This is a genomic window from Hymenobacter saemangeumensis (genome assembly GCF_039541835.1).
Classification (GTDB): Bacteria; Bacteroidota; Bacteroidia; order Cytophagales; family Hymenobacteraceae; genus Hymenobacter; species Hymenobacter saemangeumensis.
Genome location: NZ_BAABGZ010000006.1, coordinates 136,858 through 149,361, shown reverse-complemented (window position 1 = coordinate 149,361; position 12,504 = coordinate 136,858). Strand labels below are relative to the sequence as shown.

7 protein-coding genes are annotated in these 12,504 nt (G+C 65.4%); 5 read left to right on the top strand and 2 right to left on the bottom strand.

Annotated features, from left to right (window positions below):
• Window positions 1–139: 139 nt before the first annotated feature.
• The 4 genes from ABD919_RS01085 (at window position 140) to ABD919_RS23910 (ending at window position 7,486) form a co-directional block, all read left to right on the top strand.
• On the top strand, window positions 140–1,627 hold the full coding sequence (locus ABD919_RS01085) for a glycosyltransferase (RefSeq protein WP_345232993.1): 1,488 nt from the start codon (window positions 140–142) through the stop codon (window positions 1,625–1,627).
• The gene (locus ABD919_RS01080) at window positions 1,624–2,124 is read left to right on the top strand and encodes a YdeI/OmpD-associated family protein (protein ID WP_345232991.1); all 501 of its coding nucleotides are present in this window, start codon (window positions 1,624–1,626) and stop codon (window positions 2,122–2,124) included. Before ABD919_RS01085 ends, ABD919_RS01080 begins: the two co-directional genes overlap by 4 nt.
• A gap of 253 nt (window positions 2,125–2,377) precedes the next feature.
• Complete coding sequence (locus ABD919_RS01075; RefSeq protein ID WP_345232989.1) at window positions 2,378–2,821, top strand: hypothetical protein; 444 nt, start codon at window positions 2,378–2,380, stop codon at window positions 2,819–2,821.
• A gap of 4,461 nt (window positions 2,822–7,282) precedes the next feature.
• Window positions 7,283–7,486 carry a T9SS type A sorting domain-containing protein gene (locus ABD919_RS23910; protein WP_425556392.1) on the top strand — a complete coding sequence of 68 codons (204 nt, stop codon included), beginning with the start codon at window positions 7,283–7,285 and terminating at the stop codon, window positions 7,484–7,486.
• A gap of 74 nt (window positions 7,487–7,560) precedes the next feature.
• On the opposite strand, the gene ABD919_RS01065 is transcribed toward ABD919_RS23910, so the two are convergent.
• Window positions 7,561–8,763: a T9SS type A sorting domain-containing protein gene (locus tag ABD919_RS01065; protein WP_345232985.1), complete on the bottom strand. Its 1,203-nt coding sequence runs from the start codon at window positions 8,761–8,763 to the stop codon at window positions 7,561–7,563.
• 306 nt (window positions 8,764–9,069) lie between these two features.
• Window positions 9,070–9,324, bottom strand: a complete 255-nt coding sequence (locus ABD919_RS01060) for a hypothetical protein (RefSeq protein ID WP_345232983.1) — start codon at window positions 9,322–9,324, stop codon at window positions 9,070–9,072.
• Between the two features lie 344 nt (window positions 9,325–9,668).
• On the opposite strand from ABD919_RS01060, the gene ABD919_RS01055 reads away from it, so the two are divergent.
• A complete protein-coding gene (locus tag ABD919_RS01055) occupies window positions 9,669–12,449 on the top strand; it encodes a T9SS type A sorting domain-containing protein (protein WP_345232981.1) in 2,781 nt (926 codons plus the stop codon).
• Window positions 12,450–12,504 lie beyond the last annotated feature (55 nt).

The window sequence follows — 12,504 nt, the reverse complement described above, 5'->3', positions numbered from 1 at the left end:
GCAGAATCCAAATAAAGGCAGCCTGGTGAGCCAGCGGCCGCCGGAACGCGGCCTCCCAGCCCGGCAGGGTTGCGCGGGCAGCCCGGGCGGCGCATCTTTGCCGGCACTCGCCGTTTTGCCCGTCCCAAGCCCTCTGCCCATGACCCAGCCTTTGTTTCCCTTGCTTGTGCTGGCCTGGGACGATGACGACGCCAGCCCCTGCCTGCCCGGCGAGCAGCCCATGCCCCCGCTGCTGCCGCTGCTGCGGGCGCTGGCCGCCCGGCACCCCTTGCTGGCCGTGCTGCCCCAGCTGCCCGAGGCCGTGCGCGACCAGGCCCGTCTGGACGAGCTGGCGCAGGCGCCGCAAGCCGCCGGGGCTGCACTGCCCCACCCCGGGCCCGGCCCGGCAATCGAGGCTGAAAGCCGTCCGGAGTCCGTCGCACCCGCCCCATCGAGCGACGCCGATGATGTAGCCCCTGCCACTGAACCGGAGGCGACATCATTGGTAGCCGCAGGCCCGGCCTCTGCCTCTGTCTTTGCGCTGGGTGTTCCGCTGCAGGCTGCCAACGCCGCCAGCCCCGAGCCCGCGTCCATTTCCCGACTTATTGGCCTGGCTGATGTAGGGTTTGTCACGAGCGCCCCGCCCCTGCCGGCAGCACCAGTGCCCTCTGCCCCCCGCCTCCGGCCGGCCGACCGGCCCCAGCCCCCCCGGGCCGGGTTTACGCCGTTTGTCTGGCCCGCTGTGCCCCGGCAGCAGCCCGGTCTGGTACCGGCCGCGCCTTACCTGGGCAGCTCCGCGCAGGCAGGCGGGAACCGGCCGGCCCTGGGGCCGCCCTACCCCCATGTGCCGCCCCCGCCGGCTCCTCCCCGGCCCCGGCCCGAAAGCCCGCTGCCTGCCCCCCGCCTGGTGGCCGACCTGGCCTTCGACCCCGACCCGGAGCTGCCGCTGCGGCCCCAGGCCGTCGCCCCGCCTTTCGCCCTCACTCCCGCCGAGCCCGGCCCGGCGGAAGCAGCCGCCCTAAGTGCGTCCGCCGACAACCTGAGCCTGAGCCCGGCCGAAGCCGGTACGGCCCTACCCCCCCCGGCGGCTGCCCCCGCGCACTTGCCCTCTGCCCCGGCCCGCGCCAGCCTCACACAAGGGCTGGCCGCCCTGCGCCGCTCCGGCGAAGAAGCCATGCCTGCCCCGGCACCCACGGCGGCGGCCGAGCCAGCCCCGGCCCTGCCGGCACTGTCCGACGACCTGCACTACCGCATTATCCAATACGCCCGCTTTGCTACCCACGCCAGCAGCCTGGGCGAGGAGTTTGGCATCATCTACGCGCCCAGCTGGCCTACCTGGCTGGCGGCGCTGGAAATCCGCTACCGCCTGCGCTGCCCCCTGGTGCTGCACCTGAGCGACCTGGCCCGGGATTCGGCCGCTCCCGCCGACCGCGGCTGGCGCCTGGAAGTTGAGCGCTACGCCCTGCGCCGGGCCCACACCGTGCTGGTAACCACCGACGAGCTGCGCCAGCGGGTGCTGCGGCACTACAGCCTGCACCCCGAGCGGGTGCAGGTGCTGGCCGCCACCGACGCCGCCGGCATTGCGGCGCTACTGGCCGGGCTCAGCCTGACTGCCCTCCCCTCCATCCCTCCTACTTCCGCCTCATGAACGCCGATAATAGCCCCGAAATCCCTTTTGAACACGAGTTCGACGCCGTACTCGAAGCCGATGCCGAAGCAGCCGATGGCGGCGTATTTGTGCTGGCCCCATTCAGCGTACCCGAGGTGTACGGCACCCGCGGCCGGGTACCCGTGCGGGCTACCCTCGACGGCTTCCCGTACAGCGGCAGCCTGGTACCGCTCGGCGACGGGCACCATGCCCTGCTGGTTCTTAAGCAGATTCGCCGCGCTATCGGCAAGACGCTGGGCGACACCGTGCGGGTGGCTCTGAGCCGCGACACCACCGAGCGCAAGGTGACCGTGCCCGACGACCTGGCGGCCGCCCTGCAGGATAATGCGGCGGCGGCCACCTATTTCGCCAAGCTGGCTTTCACGCATCAGCGGGAATATGTGCGCTGGCTGGAAGGTGCCAAAAAGCCCGAAACCCGTACCCGCCGCCTCGAAGAAACGGTGGCGCGTCTGGCCCGCGGCCTGAAGCGGGCTTAAGCAATGGCGCGGAAGCAGCTGCGAGAATCTCTTTTGCGACAAGCCCTGGGCGGGTAGGCGCTATAGCGCGGTACCCGATTGGCGCCTGCTGCGCAATGCGAAACAGATTTTCACGCTACAGCTTACGAAAGCTTAGTTAAAAGTTGAGCGTTAACAGCACGTCTGCTTTTTAACGCTCAACTTTTAACTTTCAACTGTTAAGCGTAAACATATCCAAGGCTTACCCGCCGGCACTACCACCTGAGCTGACTTCATGCGGCCCCTACATCTGCGTATTATCCTGGCACTTGGCCTGCTGCTGGCGGCGTGGTGGCGCTGGCCGGAGCAGGCCCGTGCCGGGCAGGCAGATGAGCCTTACACCCTCTACTTCCGGGTAGATGGGCTGAGCCGCATTCCCGGGCACGAGCTGTACTGCCGCACCCAGGCCGGCATGCTGCGCCTGTTTCCGCGGCAGCGCTATGAAATTCTGCCCACGGCCTACGGCGGCTACCAGCTGTGCCGGCTGTTCGACAAAAACCTGCTGACCCGCAAGCGCAGCCGCATCGGCTACCTGGATATGGCCCAGCTGGCGCGGGATTATGCCTACAGCAACGAGCAGCAGCTGGGCCGCTACTTCGTGCTGGTGGTGGACGGCATCAAGGACGGGCAAGTGATATTCCACACCGCCCCCTGGCCCCGGCACGAGGCGGCGGAGTAAGCTAGTGTTCGACGCAGCTTTCCGACCAGAGCCCGGGTAATTGCGAGCCTGAGATAAGCGAGTTTGCAATTCGTCGCCTGAGCCTATTCAATGGCGAAGCACAAACACGTCTTAACTCCTGGCGCGCAATCGTCGTTGCGCTTAGACTGTGGCCAGCCTTGCGAGCAAGGGCGCTGGTGTACATACGCTACGCCTGGCCACGGCCCAGGGCACCGTCAGCAAAAAGCTGGTGGTGTAGCCACCCCAACCGGGTACATTCCCAAAAAAACCTGGCCGCTGGAGCGGCCAGGTTTTTTGTTGCGGCACAGTAGCTCTGTAGGACGTGCCAACTAGTTCAGAAAGCCCCCTGAGCAAAACGTTGTATGACGTGCCAGGTGACGGCCTACACCGCGGGCTAGCCGGAAAGGGAAATCCCCACCTCCGGGTATTGCCACCTGCCTCGGGGGCGTAGCTTTACCGGTCAATTTATCTCTTCCCTTTAATTCCCTTACACCTATGCACACTTCTCCTCTGTTTCTGGCCGGCGGCCATTCGCTGCCAGGCCTGCTGCGGGCCCTGCTGCTTGCCTGGCTGCTGGCCGCCCCGGCCTGGGCCAGTACGCCGCCAGCCGGCGCCCCTATGCCCGGCACTCCGGCCAAAGGCCAGTCCCTGGCCGGCGCCCTCAACCCCGACGGTACCCTCAAGACTGGCCTCCGCGGCTCGTTCGATGCCAGCGGCTTCCAAATGCGCACCGCCCCCGACGGCAAGCCGGTATTCCGGCCGGCCGGCATTACCGGGGCCGGCGATGAGAACTGGCAGGATGGATTTGGGCTGCCGGGCACTGATGGAACAGTGATTGCCGTGGTTCAAAATGGCAACGACATCTATGTGGGCGGTTCATTCTCCATGGCGAGTGGGATTGCAGCCAATTCCATTGCCAAATGGAACGGCAGCAGCTGGAGCAGCCTCGATACGGGGATAAACGGCAATGTCAATACCTTGGCGGTGAGCGGCCCCGTCCTCTACGTGGGGGGCGACTTTGACACCGCCGGCGGGGTAGCCGCGAATAACATTGCTCAATGGGACGGCAGCAGCTGGAGCAGTCTGGATGCCGGTACTGACCGTGAAGTCAGAGCCCTTGCCGTGATAGGCAGTGACGTATACGCAGGGGGTAGTTTCTTCACTGCCGGTGGGGTACCCGCCGACTATATTGCCAAATGGGACGGCTCGAGCTGGAGTGCCTTGGGCACTGGAATAAACGGACGTGTCGAGGCCCTGGCCGTGATGGGCAATAACCTCTACGCAGGCGGCAGCTTCACCACGGCCGGCGGGGTAGCGGCGAACAAAATCGCCCAATGGGACGGCACGAGCTGGAACAACCTGGGTACAGGAATGAATAATAACGTACCGCCTGGCAATGCCACTGTATGGGAGCTGACTGTAAGCGGCAGCGACCTGTACGCCGGGGGCTACTTCACGACGGCCGGTGGAGTAGCCGCGAATAACATTGCCAAATGGAACGGCACGAGCTGGAGCAGCCTGGGTAGCGGCGTGAATGATTATGTGCTGTCCATCGCCGTGAGCGGCAGCGAGGTGTACGCCGGGGGGTGGTTTACCTCAGCCGGGGGCGTGGCCGTTAGCCGCGTAGCTAAATGGAACGGCAGCGCCTGGAGCGCCCTGGGAACGGGGACGAGCAGCTACGTACAGGACCTGGTGGTGAGCGGCGGCAACGTGTACGCTGGCGGTAATTTCTCCACAGCCGGTGGAGTGGCGGCCAACTTCATTGCCAAGTGGAATGGCAGCAGCTGGAGTGCTTTGGGGGCGGGCGCAAACAATAATATTCATGCCCTGGCCGTGAGTGGCACCGATGTGTACGTGGGAGGCAGTTTTACCACGGTCGGTGGGGTGACGGCCAATCGCATTGCCAAATGGAACGGCAGCAGCTGGAGCAGCCTGGGAACGGGCGCTGGCAATGGCACAAACGGTACCGTGTGGGCCCTGGCCGTTAGCGGCACCGACGTCTACGCCGGGGGCAGCTTCACTACGGCTGGCGGTGCGGGGACGTCTTACATTGCCAGGTGGAACGGCACCAGTTGGAGTAGCTTAGGCACAGGAATGAACAATTTTGTTTATGCCCTGGCCGTGAGGGGGGCCGACGTGTACGCGGGGGGCAGCTTTACCACCGCCGGCGGGGCAACGGCCATTCGCATTGCCAAGTGGAATGGTAGCGCCTGGAGCGCGCTGGGAGCCGGCATGACGGGCATGAATAGTACTGTTTTCTCCCTGGCCGTGAGCGGCCCCGACTTGTACGCCGGGGGCAGCTTCACCGCTGTAGACGGAGTGGCCGCGAATAACATTGCTAAGTGGAACGGCACCAGCTGGAGCAGCCTGGGCACGGGCATGAACAGCGACGTTCGGGCCCTGGCGGTGAGTGGCACCGACGTGTACGCGGGGGGCAACTTCTCTACGGCCGGTGGGGCTGCGGCCAACTACATTGCCAAGTGGAACGGCACCAGCTGGAGCAGCCTGGGCATGGGTATGGCCAATGGCACGAATAACATTGTCTACTCCTTAGCTGTAAGCGGCTCCGATGTTTACATAGGAGGTGTCTTCACCATGGCTGGCGGAGGCACGGCCCCGCACATTGCCAAGTGGAACGGCACGAGCTGGCGCAGCCTGGGCACGGGACTGGATAACCGGGTAAATGCCCTGGGCATGCTCAGCACCGGCGTGTACGCCGGGGGCAGCTTCACCACCGTAGGCGACGGCAGCAAAGCCACTTCTTATTTCGGCTTCTACTCCGATGCAGCCACGGCCACTACCTGGACCGGGGCCGTCTCCACCGACTGGTTTGACGCGGCCAACTGGACGGCCGGCGTGCCCACTCCCGCCCTCAACGCTACCATTGCGGGCACCACGCCGCGCATGCCCCTCATCGGCAGCGGCAACGCCACGGCCCATAACCTGACCATTGCCAGCGCCGCCCAGCTCAACATGACGGGCGGCACCCTGGCAGTAAGCGGCAGCTGGACCAACAACGGCAGCTTTGTGCCAGCCGGGGGCACCGTAGTGGCCGCTAGCTCCGCCCCAACAGCGCTGGGCGGCAGCAGCACCTCCCGCTTCTGGAACCTGACCGTGCAAGCCAATGGCGCCAGCCTCGGCGGCCCGGCCAGCGTGCAGCGCCTGCTCACGCTCACCGGCAGCCTGAATATAAACGGCCAAGCCTTCACCCTGGAATCGATGCCCACGGCCACGGCCATGGTGGTCAACAACGGCGGCGTGCTGACTGGCAACGCCACGGTGCAGCGCTATATCAACCCCAGCGTGAACCCCGGTACCGGCTACCGCCACCTGAGCTCGCCGGTATCGAGCGCGTTCGCCAACGTGTCGGCCCTGCGAACGGGCAGCTCTCCTCCTCCGGTGGTAAACCCGGCCTATAACAGCTCGCCTGCTCCCGGCCAGGTGACGCCCTTCCCCACCGTGTTTGGCTACAACCAGGCCCGCCTGGCCACGGCCAGCAACAACCTGTCGGCGTTCGACAAGGGCTGGTTCTCGCCGGCGTCGCCGAGCACCCCGCTGGACCTGGGCCGGGGCTACGCGGTGCAGCTGCCCGCTGGTCAGACAATAGACTTTTTCGGGGGCGTATTCAACGGGGCTTTCAGCCAGACGCTGAACCGCGACAACGGCGTGTTTGCGTCAGAAGCAGGCTGGCACCACCTGGGCAACCCCTACCCCGCCCCGCTGGACTGGGCGTTGGTGGCCCCAGCCGACCGGGTCAATCTGGATGCGTCGATGTACGTGTTTGAAAGCACCAGCCAGTACGGCGGGCAGTACCGGGCCTACGTCAACGGCATCGGCAACTCGCTCATTGGCCTGGCCCAGGGCTTCTGGGTGCGCGTGAGCAGCGGCCAAACTCAAGGGACGCTTACCCTGCGCGATTCCCAGCGCCTGACCAGCTACACCAACGTGCCGGTACGGCGCGGCGCGGCTGATACCCGCCCGCAGCTGCAGCTGCAGCTGCGTGGTAGCAACGGGCTCCACGACGCGGCCTACGTGTACTTTGAGCAAGGCGCCACGGCGGGGGTAGATGCGGAGTTTGACGCCGTGAAACTGCCCAACACCCACGGCCTGAACCTGAGCGCGCGCACCGGTACCGAGCAGCTGGCCATTCAGGGCCTGCCCCTGCCGGGCAGCGCCGAGGCAGTGGTGCCCCTAGCGGTGAAAGTGCCCGCCACGGGCTCTTACACCCTGCACGCGGCCGAGCTGCTGCACCTGGCCGGCATCCCCACCTACCTGCGCGACCGCCAGACCGGCGCCCTGGTGGATTTGAGCCAGCAGCCCAGCTACACCTTTACGCTGAACGCAGCCAACACCACCCCGCGCTTCGAGCTGGTGTTCGCGCCCCAGCGCGTGCTGGGCACGGCCGCGACTAGCCTCAGCACCCAGGTAGCGGTGTACCCCAACCCGGCCGCCAAAGCCGTGATGGTAGTGCTGCCCGCCAGCCTGAGCCGCGCGGCCACCACGGCCGAGCTGGTGGATGCCCTGGGCCGCGTAGTGCTCGCCCAGCAACTGGGGGCTAGCGCAGCGGCCCAACCGCTCTCGCTGCAGGGCGTGGCCGCCGGCGTGTATGCGCTGCGCCTGGCCACCGCCCAGGGCACCATCAGCAAGAAGCTGGTGGTGGAGTAAGCTAACATGCTGGAATTAAAAAGCCCCGGCTGCGCTCGCAGCCGGGGCTTTTTAATGAAGTAAAGTCAACTTAGCTACGGGCACACTACCCGGCAGCTGGCGCTGCCGCCCCAGGCGGTACGCGCCCGCACCAGGTAGATGCCGGCCGGGAAGCCGCGTAGGTCCAGGGGCCAGCGCGGGCTGCCCGGGGCGGGGGTGGCCGTGGCTACCTGGCGCCCCAGGGCATCAAAGACGTTGAGCTGCTGAGTGCCGCTGGGCAGCTCCAGGGTGGTCTGGCCGGCTTCGCTGGGGTTGGGGTAGGCGCGCAGGCCGGAGGCCTGGGCCGTGGCCGGGCCCGTGCCCAGCAGCAGGCTCACGTCGGCGCGCCACATGTCGGCCAGCGTAGAGGCATTGCTGGAGGCGGTGTTGCCGCCCCACACGTAGAGAAAGTTGTTGCGCACGGCCGCTGCCGCATTGCGGCGGGGCGGCAGGTTGGACGTGAAGGTGCGCAGCTGGCGGGTGCGTACGTTGTAGGCGGCCAGGTAGCTCTGGTTGGTGAAGTCGCCCACCAGCCACACCCACTCGCCCTGCACGGCCACGGCCTGGCTCGATACCGTGGTGGGCAGCAGGCCCTGGGCCTGCCACTGGCCGCTGGAAATGTCGTAGGCATCGACGCGGGCCGAATTCTGCACGCCGTTGAAGCCGCCAAAGGTGTAAATCTTACCGTTCACCGCCGCCCCGAAGGCAGACTTGGCTTCGGGCATGGGCGCCAGTGTGGTCCAGGTGTTGGAAGTGGGGTTGTAGGCCCGCAGCTGGTCGGTGTAGGTACCGCTGGCCAGCTGCCCGCCGTAGCTGTAGATAAGGCCGTTCCATACGGCCACGCCCGCCGAGGAGGCCGGGCTGGGATTGGCGAAGCTGGAGCCGAAGGAACCCGACTGTGTGCTGACGGTCTGCAGGTCGGGCACGGGGGCGCCTGCGGCTGTTACCCCGTTCAGCACGTAGATAAGGCTGATATTGGGCTGGGCCAGGGAAGTCCAGCGCTGGGGGGTGAGGCTGGCGCTGGCGCTGCCCGACGCCCAGGAGTCGGAGCTGGGCTCGTAGCGGTAAATCTGGGAGTTAAAAGCCGAAGCCGGGCCGCCGCCCCCGGCCATGTAGAAGGCATCCTGGTCCTGGCTGTAGCCCATGCCGTAGCGCCCGCCGTCGGGCAGGCCACTCAGCTGGGTAAAGGTGAGCGAGGACTGGGCCCGGCCAACGGTGCTGGCCAGTAGCAATAAGCAAATTGCGTAGGTGTGTTTCATGGCAAAGTCAGAAAAAAGGGTGAAGCGGGAGTAAAGGGCAGACTAATATAGGCTTGCTTGCCCTGAAAGCAAGTTAATCATTTTACCAAGCCCGAAATGGCAGGCTACAATGGCCCTTCCCGCAGGCAGAACCTCTGCTGGCGCGTCTGCGACGCGTGCCGGGTGGTTTCGCCTCTCTGACGCGGCGGTATGCATCTTCATAGGGCGCGGAGGTTACGCGTTGGCGACGCGAGGCTGGTGAGCACGCGTCGCAGACGCGCGCTAGCAAAGGTCGATGAGGTGGTTGGAATGAGCCAGAGCCTGAGTTTAGCGCGTGATGTCCTGCATCTGGGCCAGGGCCTGGTCGGCATTGCGCGGGGCTTCGTGCGCGGCCTTCCAGCTCTGAAAGGAGGTAAAGAAGCCCAAGAACGACGCCACGCTGCCGATAATAGAATAATGGATGTCAAAGGCGTGGTCGACAAAAAGGGCCGCGGCAATGAGGGCAATGAACAGCAGCAGGTAGAACAGCCCGCTGCGGTCGGGGCCGAGTAGGAAATGGCCAGGCGTGGCGGGTATACGCAAATACAAGCCCGGCGTCAACCCAAGGATGAAGACTGCCCGGCACGGCTCCTTTTCCTGGAAACCGGCCACCCACTGCCTGGGAATACCAGCTGTTCTTAATTCAATGGCAGGTTGCAAATCCGTCTTCCCATCCGTTAGAAGCCACTGTTACGGATTGCCGCCAATTAAATTTAATGCACTGGTTTTCTTATTTTTTTCGGGAAATACTGTCAATCCACAGCTACGAGAAACTGCTCTTGCTACCGGGGCAGCACCTGCGTCATGCAGCGGCCCTCAGGCAGGCGTGGCTGTTTGGGGCCGCTCCTATATTTGCCCACATACCCACTCCTTATTACACTCGCTCTATGCCCACTCTTACGCCCTCGACTACTTGCAGCGCCCTGCTCAGGAAGGCTACTGCACCGCTACCCGCCCTGCTACGTGTTCTGCTGTTGAGTTGGCTGCTGGCAGCCCCCGCTTGGGCTGGCACTCCACCCGCAGCTGCCGGGCCCGGCACGCACCAGGGCCCGGCGGTAGAGGCGGGACCGGCGGCGGGGGCCACGCCCTCGCTGGCCCAGGCCCTGAACCCGGACGGCACGCTGCGGGCGGGGGCCAGCGGCTCGTTCGATGCCCGGCAGTACCAGATGCAGACCGCGCCCGATGGGCGGCCCGTGTTTCGGCCCAGCGGGACAATGGGAATAGGGGACCATCGGTGGGCCGGTAACTTTGGCCTGCAAGGAGCCAATCAGTCGGTAGCTGTTGTATTGTGCGTCGGCACGTCCATCTACATTGCGGGGTCTTTTACAGCGGTAGGCGATGTTGCGGCCAGTAACATTGCCAAATGGAACGGCACCGCTTGGAGCGTTCTGGGTTCGGGCCCCGTCAATGGCACCGACGCGAGAGTGTATGCCCTGGCGGCCTCGCCCAGCGGAGAAGTGTACGTAGGGGGGGGATTTTCCCGGGCCGGGGGCCTCACCGTCCGTCAGGTGGCCAAGTGGAGCGGCACGGCCTGGAGTGTGCTGGGCACGGCGACCGACAATGGTGTGTACGGGGAAGTGACGGCCCTGGCCGTATCCGGCAGTGGAGATGTGTATGTGGGGGGATTGTTTGGCCAGACCAGCGGCAATGTAATGGCCAATAACATCGCCCGGTGGAACGGCTCGGCCTGGAGCACCCTGGGCACGGGCAGCACCAATGGGGTAGATGACCAGGTGTACGCGCTGGCCCTGACGGGCAGCGGACAGTTGTACGTGGGCGGACGCTTCCAACAGGCCGGGGGCACGGCAGCCAAGCGCGTGGCCCAGTGGAACGGCTCGGCTTGGAGCACCCTGGGCCCCGGCATTGGCAACACGACCAACAACGTAGTGTATGCCCTGGCCGTGTCGGGCAGCGGGGAGGTATATGCCGGGGGGGACTTTGGCCTGGCCGGGGGCATGGCGGCCTCTAGCATCGCCCGCTGGAACGGCACGGCCTGGAACAGCCTGGGCGCGGGGCTGGGCACTGGGACCAATCGGACGGTGGTTTCGCTGGCCTTTTCGGGCAGCGGGGAGCTGTACGTGGGGGAGAATTATACCCCGCCAGGAGGGGGCAGCGTCAGTCAGATAAGCCGGTGGAACGGCACGGCCTGGGCGGTGCTGGGCACCGGCAATGCCGGTAGCATCAACAACCCGGCGAAGGCCCTGGCCTTTTCGGGCAGTGGGGAACTTTTTGCCGGCGGAGACTTCACCCTGGCTGGGGGGCTGCGGGTCAACCGCATTGCGCGGTGGAACGGCAGCGCCTGGAGCCCCATGGACACGAGCGGCGGCAATGGCGTGAACGGTGGTGTATTCGCCGTAGCCGTGGCGCCCACCGGGGAGGTGTACGCGGGGGGGCGTTTTACCCAGGCGGGCGCACTGGCGACGAACAACATTGCCAAATGGAACGGCACGGCCTGGAGTAGCCTGGGCACCGGAATTACTTGGTCCACTGGCTTTAACAATGGGGTGTATGCCCTGGTGGTGGCACCGGGCGGGGAACTGTACGCGAGCGGGGCCTTTACCCACGCGGGAGGCGTTGTGGTCAACAACATCGCTAAGTGGGACGGCAGCAATTGGAGTGCCCTCGGTACGGGCCTCGTCCTCGCCAACAACACTGCGCCAGCGGTGAAAGCGCTGGCCCTAACCGGCACGGGAGAGTTGTATGCGGGTGGTGATTTTATACAAGCGGGTAGCCAGCTCGCCAACCACGTGGCCAAATGGAACGGCACGGCCTGGAGCACCTTGGGTACGGGGGCCACCAATGGGGTGAATCGTGAAGTGAGGGCCCTTGCCGTTACGAGCCTGGGAGAGCTGTACGTCGGGGGTTTCTTCGACCAAGCCGGGGGCCAGCCAGCCCGTTGCATCGCCAAATGGAACGGCACGGCCTGGAGCACGCTGGGTGTCGCCCCCAACGATGGCACGAATCAACCAGTATGCGCACTGGCCGTGTCGGGCAGCGGAGACCTGTACGTAGGGGGGTACTTTAACCAAGTGGCAGGCCAGTTTTTTCCAAGTGTAGTTGCGGCCCGTAGCATCGCCAAATGGAACGGCACCACCTGGAGCGCCCTGGGCTCGGCGAGTGCCCAGGGCACGGATGGCAGTGTACTTTGCCTGGCCGTGTCGGCCAGCGGGGAGCTGTATGTGGGCGGGACTATGACGCAGGCCGGGGGCGTGCCGGCCAGTAACATTGCCAAATGGAACGGCACCGCCTGGAGTAACCTGGGCACGGGGCTGAATGGGGGTGTAATTGCCTTGTGTGTGGGGCCCAACAACAAGGTCTGTGTCGGGGGCTTGTTCGGAGGTGTAGGCGACGGCAGCAAGGTTAGTAACAACTTCGCCATCTGGGACCCGGCCGCCGTGTCGGCCACCGCCCCCGCGCTTAACGCGCAGGTACTGCTCTACCCCAACCCAGCCAGCAAAACGGTCTTTGTGGAGCTGCCGGCCATGTTCAGCCGCGCCGCCTACACGGCGGAGCTGGTGGATGCGCTGGGCCACGTGGTGCGTACCCAGGCGCTGAGGGTAGGCCTGCTTAGCCAGCAGGTGTCGCTGCAGGGCCTGGCCGCGGGCGTTTACTCGCTACGCATTGCCACGGCCCAGGGCACGGTCAGCAAGAAGTTCGTTGTCGAGTAAATCAAGTTTCTCATAAGCCGCAAGGCACCGGCTACGAGTGCACCCGGGGCCTTGC

What these genes read in the sequence shown, in the direction of transcription:
- ABD919_RS01075 (WP_345232989.1), top strand. Translation starts at nt 2,378, where the DNA reads ATGCGGCCCCTACATCTGCGTATTATCCTGGCACTTGGCCTGCTGCTG.
- ABD919_RS23910 (WP_425556392.1), top strand. Translation starts at nt 7,283, where the DNA reads ATGGTAGTGCTGCCCGCCAGCCTGAGCCGCGCGGCCACCACGGCCGAG.
- ABD919_RS01055 (WP_345232981.1), top strand. Translation starts at nt 9,669, where the DNA reads ATGCCCACTCTTACGCCCTCGACTACTTGCAGCGCCCTGCTCAGGAAG.
- ABD919_RS01080 (WP_345232991.1), top strand. Translation starts at nt 1,624, where the DNA reads ATGAACGCCGATAATAGCCCCGAAATCCCTTTTGAACACGAGTTCGAC.
- ABD919_RS01065 (WP_345232985.1), bottom strand. Translation starts at nt 8,763, where the DNA reads ATGAAACACACCTACGCAATTTGCTTATTGCTACTGGCCAGCACCGTT.
- ABD919_RS01085 (WP_345232993.1), top strand. Translation starts at nt 140, where the DNA reads ATGACCCAGCCTTTGTTTCCCTTGCTTGTGCTGGCCTGGGACGATGAC.